Origin of the sequence: Nocardia higoensis NBRC 100133, assembly GCF_000308595.1 — a bacterium.
In the GTDB taxonomy this organism is placed as follows: domain Bacteria; phylum Actinomycetota; class Actinomycetes; order Mycobacteriales; family Mycobacteriaceae; genus Nocardia; species Nocardia higoensis.
In genome coordinates this window covers 33,790-60,484 of the sequence record NZ_BAGA01000038.1, presented here as the reverse complement: position 1 = coordinate 60,484, position 26,695 = coordinate 33,790, and the positions used below count along the sequence as shown (strand labels likewise).

Genomic DNA, 26,695 nt, shown 5'->3' with positions numbered 1-26,695 from the left:
TGTCACGCTCCCCCGTGCGCTACCGGACAGACCGAGTCTCCGGCCGGCCATCACGCCGGATAGGCCTGCACGGCTCTGCGCGCCACCACGAAACGCGGGCGGCCGGCGAGGTCGGGGTGTTCGACGACATCGGTGAACGCACCGCTGTCGCGCAGCAGGGCGGCCAGCGCGGAGCCGTTGGTGTCGTCGTGCTCGATGCCGGTGGCGCCGCCGGGCCGCAGCAGGCGGGCCACGGTCGGCAGCATGGCCCGGATCACGTCCAGGCCGTCGGGGCCGCCGAAGAGGGCCCGGTGCGGGTCGTGTTCGGCGACCTCCGGCTCGAGTTCGGCGCCTTCGGGAATGTAGGGCGGGTTCGACAGCACGAGGTCGACGCGCCCGTTCAGCTCGGTGAGCAGGTCGGGGGCGGTGACGTCGTCGGCGTGCAGGACGATCGGGGTGTCGCCGTCGGCGATCCGGGCGTCGGCATTGCGCCTGGCCCAGGTCAGGGCGTCGGGATCGATCTCGACGGCGTGGACCCGGGCGTCGGGCCTGGCGTGCGCGACGGCCAGGGCGAGCGCGCCGGTGCCGGTGCACAGGTCGACCACGGTCGGCGGGTGATCGCGCGGCAGCGATTCCAGGTGGGCCAGCGCCCAGGCGAACAGCAGCTCGGTCTCCGGGCGCGGCACGAAGACCCCGGGTCCGACGGCGAGGTCGATCTCCCCCATGAACGCGACGCCGGTCAGATACTGCAACGGCTCGCGGCGCGCGCGGCGGTCGACCAGTGCCTGATAGCGCTCGAGCATGCCCGCCTCGACCATCGGCACCAGCGCCAGGCGAGGGCGTTCGACGCCAAGCAGGTGCGCGGCCAGCAGTTCGGCGTCCGCGCGCGGACTCGGCACGCCCGCCGACCGCAACTGCTCCGACGCGGATTCGATGACCGGGCGCAAGGCTGTTCTGCTCACGCCCCCACTGTGCCCGATGGCAGGGTGGGGCCGGCGCGCAGGCCGAGATCGGCGCTCCCGTGCCCAGCGCGTCGAGCAGGCAGTGGCCTCACTCCGCGGCCATGCGCGCCTCACGGTCGGCCTTGCCCAGCGCGTCGAGCAGGGCGTCGAGATCGCCGTCGAGCACCGCGTCCAGGTTGTGCGACTTGTAGCCGATGCGATGGTCGGTGATCCGGTTCTCCGGGAAGTTGTAGGTGCGGATGCGCTCGGAGCGGTCCACGGTGCGCACCTGCACGGCGCGTCCGGCGGCGGCTTCCTGCTCGGCCTGTTCCTCGGCCAGCGCCTGCAGCCGCGCCGCGAGCACCTGCATGGCGCGGGCCTTGTTCTGCAGCTGAGAGCGCTCGTTCTGGCAGGTCACCACGATGCCGGTGGGCAGGTGGGTGATGCGCACCGCCGAGTCGGTGGTATTGACGCCCTGGCCGCCCTTGCCCGAGGACCGGTAGACGTCGATGCGCAGATCGGTGTCGTCGATCTGCACCTCGGCCACCTCGTCGGGCTCGGGGTAGATGAGCACGCCCGCGGCCGAGGTGTGGATCCGGCCCTGCGATTCGGTGACCGGCACGCGCTGCACCCGGTGCACGCCGCCTTCGAACTTGAATCGCGACCACACGCCGTCGCGCGCGGCGTCGCGGCTCTTGATCGACAGCGTCGCTTCCTTGTACCCGCCCAGGTCGGAGACCGTGGCGTCGAGCACTTCCACCCGCCAGCCGCGTTGTTCGGCATAGCGGATGTACATCCGGGCCAGATCGGCGGCGAACAGCGCGGACTCCTCGCCGCCTTCGCCGGATTTCACCTCGAGCACCACGTCGTCGCCGTCGTGCGGGTCACGCGGGGCAAGCAGGTCGGCCAGCGCCTGCTCGAATTCCTCGACCTGGCGTTCCAGCTCGGGCACCTCGGCGGCGAAGGACGGGTCGTCGGCGGCGAGTTCCCTGGCCGCGCTCAGGTCGTCCTTGGCGGACTCGAGCTTGCGGTAGGTGGCCATGACCGGCGCCAGTTCGGCGAATCGCTTGCCGACCCGGCGGGCGGCCGTCGGATCGTTGTGCAGCGCCGGATCGGCCAGCTGGGTCTCCAGCCCCGCGTGCTCGGCCAGGATGTCGTCGATCGCGGACGGCTGCGTCATGTTTCTTCCTCTTTCTCGAAAGATGGGCGCGCCACCCGATGTCGCGGCCCTGACGTGCTGGGAGAAAAAACACCGACGCCCGGGCCTGCGATGCAGGACCGGGCGTCGGCGAGGAAGCTACTTGGCGTCGTCGGCCTTCTTGCCGGCGCGCTTGCCGTAGCGGGCCTCGAAGCGGGCCACGCGACCGCCGGTGTCGAGGATCTTCTGCTTGCCGGTGTAGAACGGATGGCACTGCGAGCAGACCTCGACGGTGATCTGTCCGGACTCCTTGGTGCTGCGAGTCTGGAAGGTGTTGCCACAACCGCAGACGACAGTGGTGTCGACGTAGGTCGGGTGGATTCCGGCCTTCATGGGTGTCCTCTCGATATTGGCCGCCGGGTCGCCCAGATCGTTTTCGTGATCGGGACGTGAACCGGGACCGACTAGGCGGGATTGTCCGCGAAACGCGGCGGACGCACGGCGATCCAGTATGCCAGAACCGTCGTCACCCTCCCACAACCACCCTCGGATGCCCTTTGTTCCCGACAGCCGGAGACCGTTCGGCACCACGCCGGCCCGGGCCCCCGGCTCAGAACGCCGCGCAGATGTTGCCTTCCCCTCCGGTCCCGGACATCGAGGTCGCATCGCAGAACCCGCCGATCAGGATCGGGAAGGGGATGTTCACCAGGATGGCGAGCGCGCTCAGGATGTCGCCGCGCTGGAGGGCCGATGACCCCATGCTCGATCCGAGATCGGCGAAGTCGATCATCGACGAGCCGGTCCTCGACGGTCCGGGATCGGGCACCGGGGCGGGTTCGGCCATCGCCGCCCCGGCGCCGATACCGGCGATCAGGGTGGCGCCGGCGAGTGCGGCGACTGTGAGTCGGATGGGGGTTCGCATGAACTCGTTCTTTGCAGTACGCATAGCCGCTCTTCGAAGATAGTGAAGTCGATACGTTTCACACCCTAGAGTCGCCGCCGACCGCGGTTCGGCGGAAAACGAAAAATGAGAGGGCCCCCAATCCTGGGGGCCCTCTGGGTTCGATGTCGGTCCGGCGGGGACTACTCGTCCAGCGCGCCCGGCGCGGTCTTGCTGACCTGCATCAGGAACTCGAGATTGTTCTTCGACTTCTTGAGACGGTCGATCAGCAGGTCGATCGCCTGATGCGAGTCCAGACCGGAGAGCACGCGGCGCAGCTTGTGCAGGACCGCTGCCTCGTCGGGGTTGAGCAGCAGCTCGTCCTTGCGGGTGCCGGACGGGTTGACGTCCACCGCGGGGAACACGCGCCGCTCGGCGATCTTGCGGTCGAGCTTGAGCTCGGCGTTGCCGGTGCCCTTGAACTCCTCGAAGATCACCGTGTCACCGGTCGAGCCGGTTTCCACCATGGCGGTGGCGATGATCGTCAGCGAGCCGCCGTTCTCGATATTGCGCGCCGCGCCGAGGAACCGCTTGGGCGGGTACAGCGCGGTCGAGTCGACGCCACCGGAGAGGATGCGGCCCGAGGCGGGCGAGGAGTTGTTGTACGCACGGCCCAATCGGGTGATCGAGTCCAGCAGCACCACAACATCTTTGCCCATTTCGACCAGGCGCTTGGCCCGCTCGATGGCCAGCTCGGCGACCGAGGTGTGATCGCTCGGCGGACGGTCGAAGGTGGAGGCGATCACCTCACCCTTCACCGAACGCTGCATATCGGTGACCTCTTCGGGACGCTCGTCGACCAGCACGACCATCAGGTAGCACTCGGGGTTGTTGGTCGCGATCGCATTGGCGATGTCCTGCAGGATCGTGGTCTTACCGGCCTTCGGCGGGGACACGATCAGCGCGCGCTGGCCCTTGCCGATCGGCATGATCAGATCGATCACGCGCGTGGTCAGCTTGTTGGGCTGGGTTTCCAGCCGCAGGCGCTGGTTCGGGTACAGCGGGGTCAGCTTGCCGAACTCCGGACGACGCTTGGCCGCCTCGACGTCGCCGCCGTTGACGGTGTCCAGCCGCACCAGCGGGTCGAACTTCTGCCGCTGGCTGCCCTGCTCGCCGTCGCGCGGGGCGCGCACGGCGCCGGTGATCGCGTCGCCGCGGCGCAGGCCGTTCTTGCGGACCAGGTTCATCGACACGTAGACGTCGTTGGGCCCGGCCAGGTAGCCCGAAGTGCGCACGAAGGCGTAGTTGTCCAGCACGTCGAGGATGCCCGCGACCGGCTGCAGCACGTCGTCCTCGCGGATCTCGAGCTCACGGCTCTCACCGCCGCCGGCTTCGCGATCACGCCCACGGCGACGCTCACGGAACCGACGTCCCCGCCGTCCGCGACCGCTCTCGTCGTCGTCACCGCCGCGGGCGTCGTTGCGACCGCCGCCCTGTGGGCCACGATCGCCCTGGCTCTGACCGCGCTCGCCCTGTTGACCGCGCTCACCCTGCTGGCCGCGCTCACCCTGCTGGCCGCGGTCACCCTGCTGGCTGCGCTCACCCTGATTGCGATCGCGCCTGCGCTCACCGGAGTCGCCGTCGGACTTCGACTCCTGCGCCTCGGCATTGTCGCCGCCCGAGCGGGCCTGCTCGCGGCCGCGCCGCTGGCGACCACGACCACGCTGACCCGGCTCGCGACCGGAATCCTCGCCGCCATCGGAGGAGCTCTGCGCCTCTCCCGCGGCCGAATCGGGCTGCGCGGCGGGCGCCTGCGTCGAGGCGGCGGCCTGCGCGCTCGGCGCGGCGTCCTTCACCTCGGCGGCGTCCTTCACCTCGGCGCCCTTGCCATCGACGGCCTTGCGGTCGGCGGCCTTCGCGGCGGCCTTGTCGTCGGCGCCCTTCGGCTCGGCGGCGGGCTTCTCCGCGGACTTGCCCTTCGCGGGGGCCTGCACGTCGAGAGCGGTCTGCTCGGCCTTCGCGTCGGAGCGGGCCGGCTTGTCGGACTTGGCGGCCTTGCCTGCCTGATTCTCTTTGATGGCGGCGATCAGATCGCCCTTGCGCATCCCGGAGGTGCCTCGGATCCCGAGTTCTCCGGCGAGGGCGCGCAACTGCGGCAACAACATCCCAGTCAGCCCCGATCGTGCGACGTCGGTATGTTCGCTCATCTTCGAAATCTGTCCGGATTCACTTTCGCGGCCGCCCGAGGAACTTGGGTTGGAATCCACCCCGGGTGTCGCGAGCAGGTCCGTATCTGTCACGGAAATCCTTTCCTTCCCTCGAATGCCGTGTGCTGAGTCGAGGGGTTCGTCCGCAGTCCGGGCACTGTGCCGGACTCGGTGTTGCCGTATCGCCTGCTCCGCCGGACCGGAGGCTTCGCCACCGGTGGTGAAAGGTGGGAGAGATCATTCCAGTTGCACAGCTGCGCAGTACCCCCATGGCCTGGAGGCTCGAGCCTGGAGCCTGCTGGAGCGATTGCCCTGATGAAGCACCGGCGTCTGATGCGCACGATGTACGGACACGCCCAGGATAGCTGGATTCGGTGAAACTCGGCAAGACGGACGCGCCGTCAGCTGACCCGGACCCCGTCGGCCACTCCCGGCTCGATCACCCGCAGCCCCTCGGCTACCGCGAGATCCCTGAGTTCGGCCGGAAAGTCGCTGGTCGGCAGGGCCAGAACAGTCGGTCCCGCCCCCGAAACCGTGGCCGGGATGCCCGCCGCGCGCAGCCGCTCGATCCACCGGGTGGTCACCGGCAGCGCAGGGGCGCGCTGGGACTGGTGCAGCCGGTCCACAGTGGCCGGCATCAGCAGCTCCGGACGCGAGGTGAGCGCCACCACGGCCAGCGCGGCCCGGCTGACATTGAACGCCGCGTCGGCGTGCGGCACCGTCTCCGGCAGCAGGCCGCGGGTGTGCGCGGTGGAGGACCGCACCTCCGGGACCAGCACCACCGGGCGCAGCGCGGGATGCGGATCCAGCCGGACGGCCCGGTAGACACGGCCGTGCTCGGGCACCTCGGCGCCCGCCTCGACCGCGGTCTCGGTCCAGGAGATGACGATGCCGCCGAGGACGCTGGCCGCGGCATTGTCCGGGTGTCCCTCGAATTCCGAGGCCAGCTGCACCAGCTGATCGGCGCCCGCGGCCAGGTCTGGATCGAGCCGGGCGGCGAGGCCGGAGCCGGCGGCCAGGCCGCCGACCACCGCGGACGCCGACGAACCGAGGCCGCGCGAATGCGGAATCACGTTGCGGCACACCACGTCGAGGCCGTCCGCCCAGACGCCCGCGTGCTCGAGTCCGCGTTCGATGGCCCGCACCACCAGATGGGTGGGGCCCCAGGGCACGTCGTCGGCGCCCTCACCCTCGACCCGGATGTTCAGCCCGGAATCGGTGGTGCGGACCTCGATTTCGTCGTAGATGCCCAAAGCCATTCCGAGCGAATCGAATCCGGGGCCCAGGTTGGCGCTGGAGGCGGGCACCCGCGCGGTCACGGTGAGACCGGCGGGCAGCGTCCGTGTCATCAGCTGGGGTTCGCGCGATTTCAACTCAGGCCAGCTCGAGACGGGCGGCCACGGCCACCGGGTCCACCGCGATCGCCTCGACCTGCGGCATGCCGAGCAGCGCGGTGTCGGGGTCCTTGAGGCCGTTGCCGGTCACCGTGCAGACCACGGTCAGGCCGGGCTCGAGCCAGCCTTCCTTGCGGGCGGCGAGCACGCCGGCGACGGAGGCGGCCGACGCGGGCTCGACGAACACGCCTTCCTTGGCCGCGACCAGGCGGTAGGCCTCGAGGATCTCGTCGTCGGTGGCCGCGCGGAACGCGCCGCCGGACTCCTCCTTGGCCGCGACCGCACCGTTCCACGAGGCCGGGGCGCCGATGCGGATGGCGGTGGCGATGGTCTCGGGATCCTTGACCGGAGCTCCGTTGACCAGCGGGGCGGCCCCCGCGGCCTGCACACCGAGCATGCGCGGCAGCGAGCCGATGACGCCGTCGGCGTAGTACTCGCGGTAGCCGCGCCAGTACGCGGTGATGTTGCCCGCGTTGCCGACCGGCAGCGCGTGCACGTCGGGCGCCTTGCCGAGCACGTCGCAGATCTCGAAGGAGGCGGTCTTCTGCCCCTCGATGCGCGCCGGGTTGACCGAGTTCACCAGGCCGATGGAGGGGAACTCCGAGGTGACCTTGCGGGCCAGCTCCAGGCAGTCGTCGAAGTTGCCCTCGACCTGGATGACCTGCGCGCCGAGCATGACCGCCTGGGCCAGCTTGCCCATCGCGATCTTGCCCTGCGGGATGAGCACCGCGCAGGTCATGCCGGCGCGGGTGGCGTAGGCCGCGGCCGAGGCCGAGGTGTTGCCGGTGGACGCGCACAGCACGGCCTTCTGGCCGCGGTACTTGGCATCGGTCATGGCCATGGTCATGCCGCGGTCCTTGAACGACCCGGTCGGGTTCGCGCCTTCGACCTTGAGGTACACCTCACACCCGGTCAGCTCGGACAGGTACGGCGCGGGCACCAGCGGGGTGCCGCCCTCGAACAGGGTGACCGGCTCCCAATCGGCCGCGCCCTCGAGCCGGTCACGGTAGGCGGCGATCAGACCCGGCCAGCGGGAATGCACGCCTGCCTGCGGGGCGACGCCTGCGGTACTCATTCTTCGGTGCCTTCCAGTCTCAGGACACTTGTCACGGATGTGACGGACTCCATCTCCGCGAGGGCGGCGACGGTGTCCGCGAGCGCCGATTCCACGGCGTGGTGGGTCACGACGACCAATCGAGCGCCCTCGCCGTGTCCTTCCTGGCGGACCGTCGAGATGCTGACCTCGTGTTTGGCGAATTCGCCCGCCACCTTGGCCAGAACACCGGGACGGTCTTCGACCTGCAGGTTCACGTGATAGCGGGTGGGCGTATCGCCGATCGGCGCGATCGGTAGCTCAGCATAAACCGATTCGCCCGGGGCGCGGCCACCGAAGAACTTGTTGCGGGCGGCCATCACCAGATCGCCGAGCACCGCCGAGGCCGTCGGCGCGCCACCGGCGCCCTGACCGTAGAACATCAGCCTGCCCGCGTTCTCGGCCTCCACGACCACGGCATTGAAGGCGCCGGTCACCGCGGCCAGCGGATGCCTGCGCGGGATCAGCGCCGGGTAGACCCGCACCGAGACGCGCTCCTTGCCACCCTCGGCGGGGGTGGGCTCACCTGGGCCGGCGGGAACTCGCTCGCAGATTGCCAGCAGCTTGACCGTGCAGTTCACCGCGGAGGCGGTCTCGAGGTCCTCCGCGCTGATCTTGGAGATGCCCTCGCGGTAGACGTCGGCGGCGGTGACGCGGGTGTGGAAGGCCAGCGAGGCCAGGATGGCGGCCTTGGCGGCGGCGTCGTATCCCTCGACGTCGGCGGTCGGATCGGCTTCGGCGTAACCGAGGCGGGTGGCCTCGGCGAGGGTGGCGGAGTAGTCCGCGCCGGTCTCGTCCATCGCCGAGAGGATGAAGTTGGTGGTGCCGTTGACGATGCCGACCACCCGGTTGACCCGGTCGCCGGACAACGACTGGATGAGCGGGCGCACCACGGGGATCGCGCCCGCCACCGCGGCCTCGAAGTACAGGTCGGCGCGATTGCGCTCGGCGGCGGCGGCGAGTTCGCCGGTGTAATCGGCCAGCAGCGCCTTGTTGGCGGTCACCACCGACTTGCCGGAGTTCAGCGCCGAGAGGATCAGCGCGCGCGCCGGGTCGATGCCGCCGACGACCTCGACCACCAGGTCGACGTCGTCGCGCGCGACCAGCGCCTCGGCATCGGTGGTCAGCAGTTCGGCCGGGATGCCGCGGTCCTTGCCGAGATCGCGCACCGCGACACCGCGCAGGATCACCGGGGCACCGACGCGGGCGCGCAGGTCCTCGGCGTGTTCGCGCAGGATGCGCACGACCTCGGTGCCCACGTTGCCCATACCGAGCACCGCGACTCCGATCGGGCGATCGGTCCCCCAGGCGCCGTTGTTGGCCGCTTCGGTCATCACTCAACCTCCAGACTCAGCAGATCCGCCACCGTCTCCCGGCGCAGCACCAGCCGGGCCCGGCCGTCGCGCACGGCGACGACCGCCGGGCGCGTCAGCTGGTTGTACCGGCTGGACATGGAATAGCAGTACGCGCCGGTGGCGGCCACCCCGATCAGATCGCCGGGCCCCACATCGGCGGGCATCCAGGCGTCACGGATGACGATATCGCCGCTCTCGCAATGCTTTCCGACCACCCGCGCCACCACGGCGGGCGCGTCGGAGGCGCGCGAGACCAGCCTGCAGTCGTACTCGGCCTGGTAGAGCGCCGGGCGGATGTTGTCGCTCATACCGCCGTCGACGCTGATGTAGCGCCTGCGCACGCCGCCGTCGAGCGTGACGTCCTTGACGGTGCCGACCTCGTAGACGGTGACCGTGCCGGGTCCGGCGATGGCACGCCCCGGCTCGACCGCGATGGTCGGCTCGGGCAGACCCGCGCGATCGGCTTCCTCGGCGACGATGCGGCGCAGCTTGGCCGCGAACTCGTCCAGCGGCGGCGGGGTGTCGCCGGGCAGGTAGGCGATGCCGAGGCCGCCGCCGAGGTCCAGGGTCGACATCTGGGCGGTGCGCTCGGCGCCGAATTTGTCGACCGCCTCGCGCCACAGGCCGAGGATGCGCCGGGCGGCGATCTCGAAGCCGTCGATCTCGAAGATCTGCGAGCCGATGTGCGAGTGCAGGCCGACCAGGCGCAGATTGCCCGCCTCGAAGACCCGCGCCAACGCCTCCATCGCGTCGCCGCCCGCGATCGAGAAGCCGAACTTCTGATCCTCGTGCGCGGTCGAGATGTATTCGTGGGTATGGGCTTCCACGCCGACCGTGATCCGCACGAGCACGTCCTGCACCACACCGGCGCGACGCGCGACGGCGTCGAGGCGGTCGATCTCGATCATCGAATCGATGACCAGATGCCCGACACCGGCGGCCACCGCCGCCTCCAGCTCGACGACCGACTTGTTGTTGCCGTGCACGGTGATTCGCTCGGCGGGGAAGCCGGCATGCAGCGCCACGGCCAGCTCGCCGCCGGAGGCCACGTCCAGCGACAGCCCCTCTTCGTCGATCCAGCGGGCGATCGCGCCGCACAGGAACGCCTTGGAGGCGTAGTGCACCCGGGCGCCCGGGCCGAAGGCGCGCACCATGTCGCGGCAGCGCGAGCGGAAGTCGTCCTCGTCGATCACGAACAGCGGCGTGCCGAATTCCTGGGCCAGCTCCCGCACCGGCACACCGGCCAGGCGCACCTCGTCGGCGTCGTCGCGGGCGGCGTTGCGCGGCCAGACGTTCGCGGGCAGGTCGATCAGCTGTCGCGGGTCGGACGGCCGCATCGGCAGGGTCGGGGCGTGCGGGAGCCGGGTCGACTCGCTCGCGGCGCCACCGCTGAGTTCGGCATGCCGGGATCCGGCGGGATGGGCGCTCATCACATCTGCTCCGGCGCGCTCACGCCGAGCAGGGCCAGGCCGTTGGCCAGCACCTGACGGGTGGCGTTCACCATCACCAGCCGGGCGGCGTTGAGCGGCGAGACCGGCTCGTCGCCCAGCGGCAGCACGCGCAGCTTGGAGTTGGTCTGGAACCGGTGGTAGGCGCCTGCCAGTTCCTCCAGGTAGCGGGCCACCCGATGCGGTTCGCGCAGGCTCGCCGCACTGGAGACCACCCGCGGGTACTCGCCGATGGTGCGGATCAGCTCGCCCTCCTCGTCGGCGGTGAGCTGGGACAGATCCGGGGTGACGCTCGCGTAGTCGAAGGCGGCGGCGTTGCGGCCGATCGAGGCGGTGCGGGCGTGCGCGTACTGCACGTAGTAGACCGGGTTCTCGTTCTTCTGGCTGGTCCACAGGTTCAGGTCGATGTCGACACTGGAGTTGACCGACCAGCGCACCAGCGCGTAGCGGGCGGCATCGACGCCGATGGCCTCGACCAGGTCGTCGAGGGTCACCACGGTGCCCGCGCGCTTGCTCATCCGCACGGCCTGGCCGTCGCGCACCAGGTTCACCATCTGACCGATGAGCACCTCGACGGTGGCCGGATCGTCGCCGAACGCGGCGGCGGCCGCCTTCAGCCGGCCGATGTAGCCGTGGTGGTCGGCGCCGAGCATGTAGATGCACAGGTCGAAGCCGCGCTTGCGCTTGTTCTGGAAGTAGGCGATGTCACCGGCGATGTAGGCGGCGTTGCCGTCGCTCTTGATGACCACGCGGTCCTGGTCGTCGCCGTACTCGGAGCTGGCGATCCACCAGGCGCCGTCCTTCTGGTACAGGTCGCCGGAGGACTTGAGCTGCTCGACGGCGGCCTCGACCGCGCCGGAGGCGAACAGCGAGGACTCGTTGAAGTAGACGTCGAAGTCGGTGCCGAAATCGTGCAGCGTCTGCTTGATGTGGGTGAACATCAGCTCCACGCCCTCGGCGCGGAACAGCTCGTGCCGCGCCGCCTCGGGCAGGTTCGGCGCGTCCGGATGGGCGGCCACGATCTGCTCGGCGATCTCGCCGATGTAGGCGCCCGCGTAGCCGTTCTCCGGGGTCGGCGCGCCGGTGGCGGCAGCCACCAGCGAGGCGGCGAACCGGTCGATCTGCGCGCCGTGATCGTTGAAGTAGTACTCCCGGGTCACCTCGGCGCCCTGGGCCAGCAGGACCCGGCCCAGCGCGTCACCGACCGCGGCCCAGCGGGTGCCGCCCAGATGCACCGGCCCGGTCGGGTTCGCCGAGACGAATTCCAGATTGATCTTCAGCCCGGACAGCGCGTCCGAGGTGCCGTAGGCGGCGCCTGCGGCGAGCACCCGCTCGAGCACCGCGCCCTGCGCCGCGGCCGCGAGGCGGATGTTCAGGAAGCCGGGACCGGCCACCTCGGCAGAACTCACGCCGTCGGCGGCGGTCAGCGCGTCGGCCAGCCAGCCGGCCAGCTCGCGCGGATTCGTGCCGGCCTTCTTGGCAACCTTCATCGCCAGATTCGTGGCATAGTCGCCGTGTTCGGGGTTACGCGGACGCTCCACAGTGACCTCGTCGGGCAGCACCGTGGGGTCGAGCCCACGTTCGACGAGCACCTTCGCCGCAGTGGCGTGAAGGAGATCTGCAAGGTCAGCTGGAGTCACGAGTCTCTATCCTATGGTCTGGGCAGGTGAACACCTTCGGGCGGGCACCGACGCCGACCTTCCGTCCGAACCCACACGGTTCATCACAGCGAGAGAGCACACGAGCGATGCCGAGTAGCAAGAGCGCCTCGAAGTCGGCCAAGGCCGTGCGAGCCGCGGGCAAGACTTCTTCGTCCCGTACTCCGGGCGGTGGTAAGGGCGGACTTCCGGGGAAGCGTCAGATCCCGTGGATGGCGATCGGTGCGGCGGCGATAATCATCGCATTGGTCGGTGCGCTGGCCTACAGCCTGGTACCCAAGTACCGCGAGCAGGCCGAGCTGGCGAAGTACACGCCCAGCGCCGAGAAGCAGGATCCGTCCCTGGACATCGACGGCGTCGTCACGGTCGACTACAGCAAGACCACCGGCAAGCACGTGCAGCCCACCGAGCGCGTCGGCTACGACCAGAAGCCGCCGTTCGGCGGTTCGCACGACTCCGAATGGGCCGACTGCACCGGCACCGTCTACAGCAAGGCCATGCGCAACGAGAACGCCGTGCACGCGCTCGAGCACGGCGCGGTGTGGATCGCCTACAACCCGGACAAGGTCGACAACGCCGCCGTCGACAGCCTGGAGAGCAAGGTCGACGGCAAGGCCTACACGTTCATGTCGCCCTACCCGGACCTGGACACCCCGATCGCCTTGCAGTCCTGGGGGCATCAGCTCAAGGTCGACAGCGCCGACGACGAGCGCATCAACCAGTTCATCACCGCGCTGCGGCAGAACCCCTACACCCATCCCGAGGTCGGCGGTTCCTGCTCCAACCCGATGTTCGACCGGGACAACCCGACCCCGTTCGATCCGACGGCCCCCGGCCCCGACGCCAAGTCCGTCGACGGCTCCGACGTGGTCAGCGATCCGACCGAGGGCCTGGGCGGCATGATCCCCGGCGTGCCCAGCCTGCCCACCGAGCCGATCCCCGGGCTGCCTGCCGAGCCTGCCCCCGGCCAGTGACGCGGGGCGCCGACATGAGCGACCCCGATTCGACCGCCGCGGGCACCGCCGACGCGTACTCCGGCTCGGTGGCGACCGGTCCCGCGACGGCCGAGACGGCGGCCGGCGCGGCGGCGCGGCGGGGCGGGCCCGGTTCCGCGGTCCTCGTGCTCGGCGCGATCGCCGCGATCCTGCTGGGTGTGGTGATCGGCGTCGTCGTCCGGCTGCCGCTCGACGGCCACTCCGAGCCCGATCCGGGCAACGTCGACATCGGTTTCCTGCAGGACATGTCCGCCCACCACAACCAGGCGGTGGACATGGCGGGTATCGCGCTCACCCGCACCACCGACGCCGAGATCCGCACGCTGGCCTACGACATCCTCACCACCCAGTCGAACCAGATCGGCCGGATGCAGGGGTGGCTGCAACTGTGGAACGAGCCCGCTCAGACGGTCGAGGGCCACATGGGCTGGATGACCGAGAGCAGCGGTCATCAACACGACGCGAGCGCGCACAGCGGACCCGTCGACACCATGCCCGGCATGGCCTCGCGCGAGGAACTCGACACCCTGCGCCGGGCCTCCTCCCCCGAACTCGACACCCTGTTCCTGAGCCTGATGCTGCGCCACCACCAGGGCGGCATCCCGATGCTCGAGTACGCCGGCGAGCACGCGGCCACCACCGCCGTGCGCACCTTCGCGGCGGGCATGGCATCCAGCCAGGCCGCCGAATCCCGGTTGCTCACCGACATGCTCACCGCCCGCGGCGGCACCCCGCTCCACCTCAACTGACCCACCCTGTCACCGTTTTGGCGTCGCGCCCGGCCATGCGCTACGCTTGGCCCGCCCGATCGAGCGGCCGCACGGCCCGGATCGGCATCTATCCCGCCCTCGTAGCTCAGGGGATAGAGCGTCTGCCTCCGGAGCAGAAGGCCGCAGGTTCGAATCCTGCCGAGGGCACATGCCACAGCGGCCCCGACCAGGAACTCCTGGCCAGGGCCGCTGCGTTTCCGCCGCCCCGGGGTCACACTGGATCGCATGGGGATCCGGGACGGGCTCCACAGGTCGGCGTCCGCGGTGTGGGCGTACATCCGACGCGCTCCCGGGACGTTCATCTGGCTGGCGATCCTGCTGATCACCACGCTCGTCGGGCGGCATCTGAGCGACGACGTGCTGTACGAGGTGCTCGGCAACCGGTCGACGAATCTTCATCATCTACGCGAGGACCCCGTGCGGGTACTGGTGAGCAGCGCGTTCTGGCTCGCGGGCGGGCCGTGGATCTTCTATCTGTTGCTCTACAACATCTTCCATGTGCCCGCCGAACGCTGGCTGGGGACGTGGCGCTGGTTGGCGGTGTGCGCGATCGCGCACGTCGGCGCGACCTATCTCAGCGAGGGCATCCTGTACCTGGCCATCCGGCACGGCGAGGCGCCCGCGTCCGCGGTGCACACCCTGGATGTCGGGGTCAGCTACGCCCTGGCCGGGGTCGTGGGCGTGCTGGCCTACCGAATCGGGTCGCCGTGGCGGTACGTGTACGCCGCCGTAGTGGTCGTCTACTACCTGATCCCCGTACTGATGAACCCGACGTTCACCGACATCGGTCACCTGAGCGCCGCGTTGATCGGGTTCGCCTGTTATCCACTCACCCGACGCCCGGCGCGTGAACCCGTCACCGAGCATCCGGATACCGCCGGGACAGCCGCCTGACAGCCGCGGGCTTGCCACAGACGACGGGCCCGATCGGGGATCCCATCCCGATCGGGCCCGGCACCGGCACCCCGGCAGCGTGGAGCGAGCGGCGGGAATCGAACCCGCGTGCACGGCTTTGCAGACCGTTGCCTAAACCTCTCAGCCACGCCCGCATGGCCTCTACAGACTGCCCCGTGACGCCGGCATGGGGCCAGCGTTACGGTCACGCTGATTCCAACGCTCGACGGGCAACGGCCGGAATCGGGCATACCGAGTTCTGCGGAATGGCCGCCGACGGCGAGGGGCGTGCGATGATCGGACGCATGTCTCGGCCACGTCCGCTTCCGCTCGACCCGATCGAGGAGGCCCGCCGCCAGTGGGTGGACCACGGCTGGGGCGATGCCGCCGACGGAATGGCCGTGGTGACCTCGCTGGTGCGGGCGCAGCAGATCGTGATGGCGCGCGTCGACGAGGCGCTCAAGCCGACCGGGCTCACCTTCTCTCGCTACGAACTGCTGCGGCTGTTGAGTTTCAGCAAGACCGGCGCGCTGCCGATGGCCAAGGCCAGCGCCCGGCTGCAGGTGCATCCGACCAGCGTCACCAATACGGTGGACCGGCTGGAGGCGGCCGGATTGGTCACGCGCGTCCCGCATCCCAGCGACCGGCGCGCCACGCTGATCGAAATCACCGACGCCGGAAGGGAATCCGTGGCGGGGGCGACGGAGGAACTCAACGCCAAGGTGTTCGCGCAGCCGGGACTGGCGCCCGACCGGCTCGGCACGCTGTTGCAGCTGCTGGCGGAGTTCCGGCACGCGGCGGGCGACTTCGACACCGACGGTTCCCCCGTCCGCTGGGCGGGCGGCGCCGCGCCGGAGGCCGGCTGAGCGGGCACCTGCCCGTACGTTCGTCTTGGCACCCGGCGGCAAAAGGGCCACCATTGACGCCATGGTGCTGGTCTTGGGCGTTTCCGCGGGCGCGGGTGGCGCACGGGCGATCCTCACCCATTCCGACCAGCCGCATCTGCCGCCCATCGATTCCTGTGCGGTCGAGCGCCGCCCCGGCGCCGGGGTCGACGAGGCGGTCTTCGAAGTCATCCGGCTGATGAGCCGGTCGGCACAGGACCGTGACGAGCTGATCGCGAGCACCGCGGTGACCTGCCGCTGTCCCGAGCACGCCGAGATCATCCGGCGCGCGGCGGGCGGGCGCAGGCTCACCATCGTCGACGAGCCGCTGGCCCAGTTGCGCTACCTGCGTTTCACCGGTCAGGTGCCCGCCTCGGGCTCGGTCGTCATCTACGACATGGGCAGTTCCGGCCTGACCCTCACCCAGGTCGACTGCCGCGCCGACGCCGTGCTGGCGGTCGATCACAGCAGTTGTCCCGGTGGCGACGACTACGACGCGCTGCTGCGCAACCGGCTCGCCCACTCGGGCGTGCGCGCCGATCGTGTGGCCGCGCGCCGCCATCGGGAAGAACTCAGCAGTGCCAGGGTGGTCACCGCCATCGATCCCCGGTCCGGCGCGCGCGCCGTACTCACCCACAGCGATCTCGCCGACCTGCTGGCGGCGGGCGTACGTCATTCCGCCGAGGCGGTGGAGCAGTTGGTCGAGCGGACCGGGACGCGGCCGGAGGCGCTGGTGCTGGTCGGCGGGTGCGCGCGCAGCCCGATCGTGTGCGCGGAACTGGCCGGGGCGATCGATGTCCCGATCGTCTACGACCCCGAACCCGAGCACGTCTCGGCGCGCGGCGCGGTGCTGCTGGCGGCCGAACGCCCGTCCGGCGATGTGCACATGCCCCGCCTGCGGACCGAGCCGGTGACGCCCGCGGCCCTCGGCCCGGTCCCCGCGCGCCGAGTCGGTCGCTGGAAGCTGGTCACCGCCGCCGTGGTGACCCTCGTTCTCGGCGCGACGGTCGCCGGGCTGCTCGTCTTCGGCCGGGACTCCTACCGCACGCCGGACAACGGCTCCACGCCGACGCTGATCATCCCCCTGACGGTGCAGTCTTCGCCCGCGCAGCTCGCACCGCCCGGCTGAGGCCGCACCCCGCCGTGGCTAGCATGGGCTGCGACCGATAGACCGCTCTATCCCGGGGGGACGCCCACGTGTCGTACACGACCGCGCGAACGATGTACTCGACCGCCAATGCCGTCCTGCGCGCGCATCGCGGGCTGCGTTCGTTCCCGGTCACCTCGGCGCTGGTCGGTATCGGCTTCACCGGCGCCACCTTCGCCACGCTGTTCTTCACCGGCCTCGGCGTGGCCTCCCCCATCCCGTACCCGACGGTCTTCGTGGTGTACCTGCTGTGCGTGGCGATGACCGTTCTCGGCAATGCCGGCCTGCTCACCCAGGCCGACAATGTGCTGCGCGGCGGCTGGGCCGACCCGAGAACCGGGCGGCGGGCGGGCCGGTCCCGATTCTTCGCGCTGCTGCCCTGGGCGCTGGCGGTGGCGATCGTGCTGCCGGTGCTGCGGCTGTTCGAGCGCACCGCCGGTGAACCCGGCGTGCCGGGACCGAACCGGGCCACCCCGTGGTCGGACATCGCCTACCTGGTGCTGCCGATGATCGTGCTGGAGCGTCGCGGCCCGGTCGACGCGGTGCGCGCCGCCCGGGAATGCCATGCGCGGGTGTGGGGTACCGGCGTCGCGGGCACCACCCGTCTCGGCACCCTCGGCTACATCCTCGTCCTCGTCGGCGGTCTGCTGAGCATGCTCATCGGTACGGTCGTTGGCGCGCTGGCCGACGAAGCCGTCGGCGGCGTCCTGCTGTCGACGGTCGGCTGCTGGCTGGGCCTCGGCGCGTTCATCACCGTGCTGACCTTCTACTCCGCCGCCAACACCGTGTACTCGGCCGCGCTGTACCGGTTCGCCGTCGACGGCCGCACGCCTCCGGCCTTCGCCGGCACGGATCTCGCACGCGCTTTCCACAGCGGCGACTTCCCCGCCGATCATTACGACGGCTACCGGTAGACGCTGCGAAGATCGGCAGCGCCGCGGCTCCCCCGAGCACTGTCGTGGCGCGGCCGATGCCGCGAACGTGCCGGGCCACCGCGCAACGGCAACGGCCCGCGCGCTGTGGAAGCGCACGGGCCGTCGTCGAGTGGCGGTAGGTCAGCGGTTGCCGAACTGGGCGGGCCGCTTCTCCACGAAGGCCGCCATGCCTTCCTTCTGATCCTCGATCGCGAACAGCGAGTGGAACACCCGGCGCTCGAAACGCAGGCCCTCGGACAGGGTGGTCTCGAAGGAGCGGTTCACCGCTTCCTTGGCGATCATGGTGACCGGCACCGACATCGAGGCGATGGTCTCGGCGACCTGCTGGGCGGTGTCGAGCAGCTCCGCGGCGGGCACGATGCGCGAGACCAGGCCGGCGCGCTCGGCTTCCTCGGCATCCATATTGCGTCCGGTGAGCACCAGATCCATGGCCTTGGCCTTGCCGACCGCGCGGGTCAGCCGCTGCGAGCCGCCGATGCCGGGGATGACGCCCAGCTTGATCTCGGGCTGGCCGAACTTGGCGTTGTCGGCGGCGAGCAGGATGTCGCAGATCATCGCCAGCTCACAGCCACCGCCGAGGGCGTAGCCCGCGACCGCCGCGATGGTGGGCTTGCGGAAGTTCGCCAGCCGGTCCCAGCGCGCGAAGTAGTCGTCCATGAACATGTCCATGTACGTCTTGGGCTGCATCTCCTTGATGTCGGCGCCCGCGGCGAAAGCCCGCTCGGAACCGGTGATCACGACCGCGCCGACCTCGTCGTCACGCTCGAGCTCGTCGAGGGCGGCGATCACGTCGTCGAGCACCTGCGCGTTGAGCGCGTTGAGTGCCTTGGGACGGTTCAGCGTGATCCAGCCGACCACGCCCTTGCCGGCGCTGTTGGGCCTGCGCTCCAGCAGAATCGTCTCGAAGTCGGTCACTTGTCACCCTCTTGCTCGGAACGGTTGCGGACATCGGTGACGATAGCCGAGAAGTCCCGGTGTCCATCGGTCTGGTTGAACCGGGTGTAGATCTCGGCGGCGAGCGCGCCGAGCTGTCCGTCGACGCCGTTGTCGCGCAAGGCGTTCGCGGCCAAGCCCAGGTCCTTGGTCATCAGCGCGGTGGCGAAACCGGGCTTGTAGTCGTTGTTGGCCGGGCTGCCCGGCACCGGGCCGGGGACCGGGCAGTAGCTGGTCAGCGCCCAGCTCTGGCCCGACGCGGTGGAGACCACGTCGAAGAACGACTGGTGGCTCAGGCCCAGCTTCTCGCCCAGCACCAGCGCCTCCGACAGCGCCACCATCGAAATGCCCAGCAGCATGTTGTTGCAGATCTTGGCGGCCTGGCCGACGCCCGCACCGCCGCAGTGCACGACCTTGCCGCCCATCACCTCGAGCACGGGCAACGCGGCGGCGAAGTCCGCCTCCTCGCCGCCGACCATGAAGGTCAGCGTGCCCGCGGCGGCGCCGGCCACACCGCCGGAGACCGGGGCGTCGACCGCGCGGTGACCGGCCGCGACGGCCTGCTCCGCGGCGGCCTTGGCGTCGGCGACATCGATGGTCGAGCAGTCGATGAACAGCGTGCCCGGGTCGGCGACCGGCAGCAGGTCGGCGTAGACGTCGAGCACCAGCTTGCCGTTGGGCAGCATGGTGATGACGATCTCGCGACCGGCGGCGGCCTCGGCGCCGGTGGCCACGACGGTCGCGCCGTCGGTGCGGGCCTGCTCCTGCGCGGCCGGGCTCGGGTCGAAGGCGACCACGTCGTAGCCGGCCTTCACCAGGTTGGCGGCCATCGGCCCGCCCATATTGCCCAGGCCGAGGAATCCGATCTTCTTGCTCACTGCTGTGCCTCCGGGGTCACCAGTCCCAGCTCCTTCTCACCGAGTCCGACGAAGTAGGCCGCGACCTGTTCGTCGGTGACATCGGCGAGCGTCGCCGGGTTCCATTGCGGGTTGCGGTCCTTGTCGATCACCTGCGCGCGGATGCCCTCGACCAGGTCGTGGGAGCCGAGCGAGGCGATGGACACGCGGTACTCCTCGTTCAGCACCGCCTCCAGGCTGGTCAGCTCGCGCGCGGCGCGCAGCGAACGCAGCGTGACCTTCAGCGCGACCGGCGACTTGCCGAGGATCTCGGTGGCCGCCGCCCTGGCCTCGGGCGCGTCGGCCGTCTGCAGGCGGGAGACGATCTCCTCGACGGTGTCCGCGCCGTAGCAGGCGTCGATCCAGTCGCGCTGGGCGTCCAGGACCGATTCCGGCGCATCCGTGGCGAACTTGGCGATCGCGACGTCGGCGGGCTCGGTGCGCAGGGTCTCCAGCAGCGCCGGGATGTTCTCCGAGCTGACGAAGTAGTCGGCGAAGCCGGTGGCGATGGCGTCGCTCGCGGTCATCCGCGCGGTGGTCAGCGCCACGTGCGTGCCGATCTCCCCCGGCGCGCGGGAGAGCAGGTAGGTGCCGCCCACGTCGGGGACGAAGCCGATGCCGACTTCCGGCATGCCGATCTTGGAGCGCTCGGTGACGATGCGGTGGCTGCCGTGGCCGGACAGGCCGACGCCGCCGCCCATCACTATGCCGTCCATCACGACGACATACGGCTTGGGGTAGCTGCCGATGAGCGCGTTGAGGATGTACTCGTCGCGCCAGAACACGCCGGTGGGCGAATCGGCGCTCGCTCCACCGGTTTTCGCGTCGGAGTGGATCGCGACGATATCGCCGCCCGCGCACAGCCCGCGCTCGCCCGCGCCGGTGACGACGACGGTGCGCACCTCGTCGTCGTCGGCCCATGCGCGCAGCGCCTCGGTGATGGCCAGCGCCATCGGATGATTCAGCGCGTTGATGGCCTTGGGACGATTGAGCGTGATCAGGCCGAGGCCGTCACGCTTGTCGATCAGGACTTCGGGTTCGGTGGTCATGCTGCTCCTACGACCGAGCGGGCGACGACCACCCGCATGATCTCGTTGGTGCCCTCGAGGATCTGGTGCACACGCAGATCCCGGACGATCTTCTCCAGCCCGTATTCGGCCAGGTAACCGTAGCCGCCGTGCAATTGCAGGGCCTTGTTGGCGACCTCGAAGCCGACGTCGGTGGCGAAGCGCTTGGCCATCGCGCACAGCTCCACCTTGTCGGGCGCGTCCGCGTCGAGCGCGGCCGCCGCCCGCCACAGCAGGGTCCTGGCCGCTTCCAGTTCGGTGCGCATGTCGGCCAAGTCGAACTGCAGCGCCTGATTGGCCACCAGTGGCTTGCCGAACGCCGTGCGCTCGGTGAGGTACGGAACGGTCTTGTCCAGCGCGGCCTGTGCGCCGCCCATCGAGCAGGCGGCGATGTTCAGCCTGCCGCCGTTGAGCCCGTTCATCGCGATGCGGAAGCCGTCGCCCTCCTCGCCGAGGCGATTGGCGACCGGCACCCGCGCGTCCTCGAGGATGACCTGGCGGGTGGGCTGCGCGTTCCAGCCCATCTTCTTCTCGTTGGGCCCGACCGACAGCCCGGGGGTGTCGGCCGGGATGATCAGCGCCGAGATGCCGCGCGCGCCGTCTTCGCCGGTGCGCACCATCATCACGTAGACATCGTTGGCGCCCGCGCCGGAGATGAACTGCTTGGCGCCGTTGAGGATGTAGTCGTCACCATCGCGCACGGCCTTGGTGCTCAGCGCCGCCGCGTCCGAGCCGACCCCCGGCTCGGTCAGCGCGTAGCTGCCGAGCAGTTCCATGGAGGTCAGTCCGGGCAGCCAGCGCGCGCGCTGCTCCTCGGTGCCGTAGGCGTCGATCATCCATGTCGCCATGTTGTGGATGGAGATGTAGGCGGCGACCGCCGGGCAGCCGGTGGACAGCTGCTCGAAGATGCGGACCGCGTCGAGCCTGCGCAGACCCGAACCGCCCATGTCCTCGCGAACGTAGATGCCGCCGAGCCCGAGCGGGCCCGCCTTGCGCAGCACGTCCACCGGGAAGTGCTTCTTCTCGTCCCATTCCAGCGCGTTCGGCGCAAGGAACTCGTCGGCGAAGTCGCGCGCGGTGTCGCGAATCGCCCGTTCGTCCTCGTCGAGTGTGAACATCGCGGTTGTCAGTCCATCGTCGGGATGACGAAGGCGTTGCTCTCCTTGAGGCCGGAGGGCCAGCGCTGCGTCACCGTCTTGGTCTTGGTGTAGAAGCGGATCGAGTCGGGACCGTGCTGGTTCAGATCGCCGAAGCCCGAGCGCTTCCAGCCGCCGAAGGTGTAGTACGCGATCGGGACCGGGATCGGCACGTTGATGCCGACCATGCCGACCTGCACGCGAGCGGCGAAGTCGCGGGCGGTGTCGCCGTCGCGGGTGAAGATGGCCACGCCGTTGCCGTATTCGTGCTCGTTCGCCAGGCGCAGCGCCTCTTCGTAGTCCGCGGCGCGCACGACCGAGACCACGGGGCCGAAGATCTCTTCCTTGTAGATCCGCATGTCGGCGGTGACCCTGTCGAACAGGGTGGCGCCGACGAAGTAGCCGTTCTCGCCGCCCTCGACGGTCAGACCGCGGCCGTCGACGACCAGCTCGGCGCCCTCGTCGATGCCGATCTGGACGTAGTTGTTCACCCGGTCCACGCCGTCCTTGCCGACCAGCGGGCCGAAGTCGGCGCCGAGGTCGTCGGAGCGGCCGACATTGAGCTTGTGCACGCGCTCGGTCAGCTTGGCGACCAGGCGATCGGCGGTCTCCTCGCCCACCGGGACGGCGACCGAGATGGCCATGCAGCGCTCGCCCGCGGAGCCGTAGCCCGCGCCGATCAGCTGGTCGGCGACATCGTCGAGGTCGGCGTCGGGCATGACGATGGCGTGGTTCTTCGCACCGCCGAAGCACTGCGCGCGCTTGCCGTTCGCGGTCGCGGTCTCGTAGATGTACTGCGCGATCGGGGTGGAGCCGACGAAGCCGACGGCCTTGACGCGCGGGTCGTGCAGCAGCGTGTCGACGGCTTCCTTGTCACCGTTGACGACGTTGAACACGCCCGGCGGCAGACCGGCCTCGAGGAACAGCTCGGCCAGGCGCAGCGGCACCGAGGGGTCGCGCTCGGAGGGCTTGAGCACGAAGGCGTTACCGGTGGCCAGCGCCGGGCCCGCCTTCCACAGCGGGATCATGGCCGGGAAGTTGAAGGGGGTGATGCCCGCGACGACGCCGAGCGGCTGACGCATCGAGTAGACGTCGATGCCGGTGCCCGCGCTCTCGCTGTACTCGCCCTTGAGCAGGTGCGGGATGCCAACGGCGAACTCGATGACCTCGAGGCCGCGCTGGATGTCGCCCTTGGCGTCGGGGATGGTCTTGCCGTGCTCGCTGGACAGCAGCGCCGCCAGGCTGTCCATCTCGTCCTGGACCAGGGTCAGGAACTTCATCAGGACGCGGGCGCGCTTCTGCGGGTTGAACGCGGCCCAGACCTTCTGCGCCTCTTCGGCGTTGGCGATGACCGCCTCGACCTCGGACTTGCTCGCCAGCGGGACGCGGGCCTGCACCTCGCCGATGTTCGGGTCGTAGACATCACCGAACTTGCCCGAGGTGCCGGCGACATGCTGTCCGCCGATGAAATGCGTGAGTTCCCGAACCATGACAGTCCTTCTCTTTGTCGTCGCTGACGCGCGCAGGGACTGCGCGATCTCGGTCATCCTATAGTTGGACTTCCAAGTAATTGGCCCGATGTGATCCATCCCACCGGCCACATGGCGATGATAAGGCTGTCACGCGACGGAAACTCGCATGGCGATGTGATCGGCATCACCGTAGTATTCCTATGACGTCCTAGTATTCGGGCGCCCCCAGGACTCGCCGGAGGACATCCGTGGCCGACAGCAGCAGCACGCTCCACCAACCCGTCAACCCGGTCCGCTTCGTGACCTCGGCCGCGCTGTTCGACGGCCACGACGCAGCGATCAACATCATGCGGCGCATTCTGCAGGCCCAGGGCGCGGAGGTGATCCACCTCGGCCACAACCGCGCGGTCCACGAAGTCGTCGCCGCCGCGATCGAGGAGGACGCCCAGGGCGTCGCGGTCAGCTCCTATCAGGGCGGACACGTCGAATACTTCGAATACCTGGCGACCGCGCTACGCGAGGCGGGCGCCGGGCACGTGCGGCTCTTCGGCGGCGGCGGCGGGGTGATCGTGCCCGAGGAGATCGAGCGGCTCGCCGAATCCGGCGTGCGGATCTTCTCCCCCGAGGACGGTCAGCGTCTCGGCCTGCCCGGCATGATCAACGAGTTGATCAGGGCGTGCGACGTCGATCTGGCCGAGCAGCCGCCCGCGATCGATGCGGTGCTGGCCGGGGACCGGACCGCGCTGGCTCGCGCCATCACCTGCCTGCAGCAGGACGCGCTGCCGGAAGCCGATCGCGCGGCACTGCTGGCAGCCGCCGCCGGCCGGACCGTCCCCGTACTCGGCATCACCGGCACCGGTGGCTCCGGAAAGTCCTCGCTCACCGACGAATTGGTGCGCAGGCTGCGCACCGACCAGCAGGACAAGCTGCGCGTGGCGATTCTGGCCGTCGACCCGACGCGGCGGCGCGGCGGCGGCGCGCTGCTCGGCGACCGCATCCGGATGAATTCCCTCGACGGCGGTCACATCTTCTTCCGCTCGCTGGCCACCCGCGGCGGCCACGAACTCCCGCACGACATCGACACCATCATCGCCGCCTGCAAAGCCGCCGGATACGACCTGATCGTGCTGGAGACCCCCGGCATCGGCCAAGGCGACGCGGCCATCGTCGACCACGTCGACGTGCCCATGTATGTCATGACACCGGAATTCGGCGCGGCCTCCCAGCTCGAGAAGATCGACATGCTGGACTTCGCCGAGGTGGTGGCGATCAACAAGTTCGAGCGCAGGGGCGGCGCCGACGCGGTGCGCGATGTCTCCCGTCAACTGGTGCGCAATCGCGAGGCGTTCGGTTCCGCGCCCGAGGACATGCCGGTATTCGGCACCAGCGCGGCCACTTTCAACGACGACGGGGTGACCGCGCTCTACCAGCACCTCGTCGGCCTGCTGAGCGAGCGCGGATTGCCGATGGCCGAGGGCGTGCTGCCGAAGGTCGCCACCCGTGTCTCCACGCGCTTCGCCCAGATCATCCCCACCTCCCGGGTGCGCTATCTGGCCGAGATCGCCGACACCGTGCGCGGTTACCACGCCCGCACCGCCGAACAGGTGCACGCCGCGCAGCGGGTGCAGCGGCTGGAACTGGTCGCCGCCGAACTGCCCGGGGACGCCGCGGTCGCCGAACTGCTCGACTCCGCGCGCGCGAACCTCGATCCCGAGAACGCCGCCCTGCTCGCCGAGTGGCCCGCCGTGGCCGAGAGCTATCGCGGCGAGGAGCAGGTGGTGCGGGTGCGCGATCGCGAGATCCACACGGCCCTTCGCCGGACCTCGTTGTCGGGCAGCAGCATTCCCCGCGTCGCGCTGCCGCGCTGCACCGATCACGGTGAGCTGCTGCGGTTCCTGCGCGCGGAGAATCTGCCCGGCCGCTTCCCGTTCACCGCGGGGGTGTTCCCGTTCAAGCGCGACAACGAGGACCCCGCCCGCATGTTCGCCGGTGAAGGCGATCCGTTCCGCACCAACCGACGCTTCAAGGTGCTCTCCGAGCATTCCGAGGCCAAGCGCCTGTCGACCGCCTTCGACTCGGTCACCCTCTACGGCCGCGACCCCGACGAACGCCCCGACATCTACGGCAAGGTCGGCACCTCCGGCGTCTCCATCGCCACCATCGACGACATGAAGGCGCTCTACGACGGTTTCGACCTGACCGCGCCGACCACCTCGGTGTCGATGACCATCAACGGTCCCGCGCCCACCATCCTGGCCTTCTTCCTCAACACCGCCATCGACCAGGCGCTCGACCGGTTCCGCGCCGAGGCGGGCCGCGAGCCCACCGAGGCCGAAGCCGCGGAGGTCGGGGCACGCACGCTCGCGACCGTGCGCGGCACCGTGCAGGCCGACATCCTCAAGGAGGATCAAGGCCAGAACACCTGCATCTTCTCCACCGAGTTCAGCCTGCGCATGATGGCCGATATCCAGGAATGGTTCGTGCGCAACAAGGTTCGCAACTTCTACTCGGTCTCGATCTCGGGCTATCACATCGCCGAGGCGGGCGCGAACCCCATCAGCCAGCTGGCCTTCACCCTCGCCAACGGCTTCACCTACGTGGAGGCCTATCTCGCGCGGGGCATGCACATCGACGACTTCGCGCCGAACCTGTCGTTCTTCTTCTCCAACGGCATGGATCCGGAGTACTCGGTGATCGGCCGGGTCGCCCGCCGTATCTGGGCGATCGCGCTGCGCGACAAGTACGGCGCTGCCGAGCGCTCGCAGAAGCTGAAGTATCACGTGCAGACCTCGGGCCGCTCGCTGCACGCCCAGGAGATGAACTTCAACGACATCCGCACCACGCTGCAGGCGCTGATCGCGATCTACGACAACTGCAACAGCCTGCACACCAATGCCTACGACGAGGCCGTCACCACCCCCACCGAGGATTCGGTGCGCCGGGCGCTGGCCATCCAGCTGATCATCAACCGGGAATGGGGCCTGGCGATGAACGAGAACCCGCTGCAGGGCGCGTTCATCATCGACGAGCTCACCGACCTGGTGGAGGAGGCCGTGCTGCTGGAGTTCGAGCGGATCAGCGAACGCGGCGGCGTGCTCGGCGCGATGGAGACCGGCTATCAGCGCGGCAAGATCCAGGACGAGTCCATGCTCTACGAGCATCGCAAGCACGACGGCTCGCTACCGATCATCGGCGTGAACACCTTCCGCAACGATCACCCCGAACCCGAGCACACCATCGAACTGGCCCGCGCGACCGAGCAGGAGAAGAAGTCCCAGCTCGACCGGGTGCGGGGCTTCCAGGACAGCCATCGTGAGCAGGCGGAGGACGCGCTGGCCCGGCTGGAGGCCGTCGCCCGCACCGACGAGAACATCTTCGAGGTGCTCATGGAGGCCGCGCGGGTGTGTTCGCTCGAGCAGGTCACCGACGCCTTCTTCACCGTCGGCGGACAGTACCGGCGCAACGTGTGAGTG

General features: G+C 69.7%; 22 protein-coding genes and 2 tRNA genes. 8 read left to right on the top strand and 16 right to left on the bottom strand.

From position 1 onward, the window contains the following. Positions 1 to 50: 50 nt before the first annotated feature. The 10 genes from prmC to argS all read right to left on the bottom strand — a co-directional run bounded on the left by prmC (position 51) and on the right by argS (position 12,075). A complete protein-coding gene (gene prmC / locus ON26_RS04960) occupies positions 51 to 941 on the bottom strand; it encodes a peptide chain release factor N(5)-glutamine methyltransferase (protein ID WP_040794774.1) in 891 nt (296 codons plus the stop codon). 88 nt (positions 942 to 1,029) lie between these two features. Next, positions 1,030 to 2,100 carry a peptide chain release factor 1 gene (gene prfA, locus ON26_RS04955; protein ID WP_040794773.1) on the bottom strand — a complete coding sequence of 357 codons (1,071 nt, stop codon included), beginning with the start codon at positions 2,098 to 2,100 and terminating at the stop codon, positions 1,030 to 1,032. 117 nt (positions 2,101 to 2,217) lie between these two features. Next, a complete protein-coding gene (gene rpmE / locus ON26_RS04950) occupies positions 2,218 to 2,451 on the bottom strand; it encodes a 50S ribosomal protein L31 (protein WP_040794772.1) in 234 nt (77 codons plus the stop codon). Positions 2,452 to 2,668: 217 nt separating this feature from the next. Next, complete coding sequence (locus ON26_RS04945) at positions 2,669 to 2,980, bottom strand: hypothetical protein (protein ID WP_040794771.1); 312 nt, start codon at positions 2,978 to 2,980, stop codon at positions 2,669 to 2,671. A gap of 161 nt (positions 2,981 to 3,141) precedes the next feature. After that, positions 3,142 to 5,145: a transcription termination factor Rho gene (gene rho, locus ON26_RS04940; protein WP_245545726.1), complete on the bottom strand. Its 2,004-nt coding sequence runs from the start codon at positions 5,143 to 5,145 to the stop codon at positions 3,142 to 3,144. A gap of 401 nt (positions 5,146 to 5,546) precedes the next feature. Next, on the bottom strand, positions 5,547 to 6,494 hold the full coding sequence (gene thrB / locus ON26_RS04935) for a homoserine kinase (RefSeq protein ID WP_040794798.1): 948 nt from the start codon (positions 6,492 to 6,494) through the stop codon (positions 5,547 to 5,549). Between the two features lie 25 nt (positions 6,495 to 6,519). After that, positions 6,520 to 7,614: a threonine synthase gene (gene thrC, locus ON26_RS04930; protein WP_040794769.1), complete on the bottom strand. Its 1,095-nt coding sequence runs from the start codon at positions 7,612 to 7,614 to the stop codon at positions 6,520 to 6,522. Continuing rightward, positions 7,611 to 8,966, bottom strand: a complete 1,356-nt coding sequence (locus ON26_RS04925; RefSeq protein ID WP_051026704.1) for a homoserine dehydrogenase — start codon at positions 8,964 to 8,966, stop codon at positions 7,611 to 7,613. Before ON26_RS04925 ends, thrC begins: the two co-directional genes overlap by 4 nt. Next, a complete protein-coding gene (gene lysA, locus ON26_RS04920) occupies positions 8,966 to 10,417 on the bottom strand; it encodes a diaminopimelate decarboxylase (RefSeq protein ID WP_040794767.1) in 1,452 nt (483 codons plus the stop codon). The genes ON26_RS04925 and lysA overlap by 1 nt, the downstream gene beginning before the upstream one ends. After that, positions 10,417 to 12,075, bottom strand: a complete 1,659-nt coding sequence (gene argS, locus ON26_RS04915; protein WP_040794766.1) for an arginine--tRNA ligase — start codon at positions 12,073 to 12,075, stop codon at positions 10,417 to 10,419. Before argS ends, lysA begins: the two co-directional genes overlap by 1 nt. Positions 12,076 to 12,182: 107 nt before the next feature. Between argS and ON26_RS04910 the strand changes: the two genes are divergently transcribed. From ON26_RS04910 to ON26_RS04895, 4 genes are all read left to right on the top strand, one after another. Further along, positions 12,183 to 13,067, top strand: a complete 885-nt coding sequence (locus tag ON26_RS04910; RefSeq protein ID WP_040794765.1) for a thioredoxin-like domain-containing protein — start codon at positions 12,183 to 12,185, stop codon at positions 13,065 to 13,067. Positions 13,068 to 13,081: 14 nt separating this feature from the next. Beyond that, complete coding sequence (locus tag ON26_RS04905; protein ID WP_083883738.1) at positions 13,082 to 13,837, top strand: DUF305 domain-containing protein; 756 nt, start codon at positions 13,082 to 13,084, stop codon at positions 13,835 to 13,837. A 95-nt stretch (positions 13,838 to 13,932) separates the two neighbouring features. Beyond that, a tRNA-Arg gene (locus ON26_RS04900) sits at positions 13,933 to 14,005 on the top strand. Between the two features lie 78 nt (positions 14,006 to 14,083). Then, positions 14,084 to 14,752: a rhomboid-like protein gene (locus tag ON26_RS04895; protein ID WP_040794764.1), complete on the top strand. Its 669-nt coding sequence runs from the start codon at positions 14,084 to 14,086 to the stop codon at positions 14,750 to 14,752. A gap of 80 nt (positions 14,753 to 14,832) precedes the next feature. Here the strand turns inward: ON26_RS04895 and ON26_RS04890 are convergent. Beyond that, positions 14,833 to 14,907: transfer RNA gene (locus ON26_RS04890), tRNA-Cys, on the bottom strand. A 150-nt stretch (positions 14,908 to 15,057) separates the two neighbouring features. Here ON26_RS04890 and ON26_RS04885 point away from each other — a divergent pair. The 3 genes from ON26_RS04885 (at position 15,058) to ON26_RS04875 (ending at position 17,697) form a co-directional block, all read left to right on the top strand. Next, on the top strand, positions 15,058 to 15,618 hold the full coding sequence (locus tag ON26_RS04885; protein WP_040794796.1) for a MarR family winged helix-turn-helix transcriptional regulator: 561 nt from the start codon (positions 15,058 to 15,060) through the stop codon (positions 15,616 to 15,618). Positions 15,619 to 15,679: 61 nt separating this feature from the next. Next, positions 15,680 to 16,765, top strand: a complete 1,086-nt coding sequence (locus ON26_RS04880; RefSeq protein ID WP_051026703.1) for an Hsp70 family protein — start codon at positions 15,680 to 15,682, stop codon at positions 16,763 to 16,765. A 68-nt stretch (positions 16,766 to 16,833) separates the two neighbouring features. Further along, positions 16,834 to 17,697 carry a DUF6159 family protein gene (locus ON26_RS04875; RefSeq protein WP_040794763.1) on the top strand — a complete coding sequence of 288 codons (864 nt, stop codon included), beginning with the start codon at positions 16,834 to 16,836 and terminating at the stop codon, positions 17,695 to 17,697. Positions 17,698 to 17,838: 141 nt separating this feature from the next. Here ON26_RS04875 and ON26_RS04870 read toward each other — a convergent pair whose 3' ends face one another. Genes ON26_RS04870 through ON26_RS04850 form a run of 5 tightly spaced genes read right to left on the bottom strand, consistent with a single transcriptional unit; the run spans position 17,839 to position 23,240 of the window. Next, positions 17,839 to 18,633, bottom strand: a complete 795-nt coding sequence (locus ON26_RS04870) for an enoyl-CoA hydratase (protein ID WP_040794762.1) — start codon at positions 18,631 to 18,633, stop codon at positions 17,839 to 17,841. After that, positions 18,630 to 19,529: a 3-hydroxyisobutyrate dehydrogenase gene (gene mmsB / locus ON26_RS04865; protein WP_040794761.1), complete on the bottom strand. Its 900-nt coding sequence runs from the start codon at positions 19,527 to 19,529 to the stop codon at positions 18,630 to 18,632. Before mmsB ends, ON26_RS04870 begins: the two co-directional genes overlap by 4 nt. Then, positions 19,526 to 20,596: an enoyl-CoA hydratase/isomerase family protein gene (locus ON26_RS04860; protein ID WP_040794760.1), complete on the bottom strand. Its 1,071-nt coding sequence runs from the start codon at positions 20,594 to 20,596 to the stop codon at positions 19,526 to 19,528. Before ON26_RS04860 ends, mmsB begins: the two co-directional genes overlap by 4 nt. Continuing rightward, a complete protein-coding gene (locus tag ON26_RS04855; RefSeq protein ID WP_040794759.1) occupies positions 20,593 to 21,732 on the bottom strand; it encodes an acyl-CoA dehydrogenase family protein in 1,140 nt (379 codons plus the stop codon). The genes ON26_RS04860 and ON26_RS04855 overlap by 4 nt, the downstream gene beginning before the upstream one ends. A gap of 8 nt (positions 21,733 to 21,740) precedes the next feature. Continuing rightward, a complete protein-coding gene (locus ON26_RS04850) occupies positions 21,741 to 23,240 on the bottom strand; it encodes a CoA-acylating methylmalonate-semialdehyde dehydrogenase (RefSeq protein ID WP_040794758.1) in 1,500 nt (499 codons plus the stop codon). 230 nt (positions 23,241 to 23,470) lie between these two features. Between ON26_RS04850 and icmF the strand changes: the two genes are divergently transcribed. Then, positions 23,471 to 26,692 carry a fused isobutyryl-CoA mutase/GTPase IcmF gene (icmF, locus tag ON26_RS04845; RefSeq protein ID WP_040794757.1) on the top strand — a complete coding sequence of 1,074 codons (3,222 nt, stop codon included), beginning with the start codon at positions 23,471 to 23,473 and terminating at the stop codon, positions 26,690 to 26,692. The last annotated feature ends 3 nt before the right edge of the window (positions 26,693 to 26,695 follow it).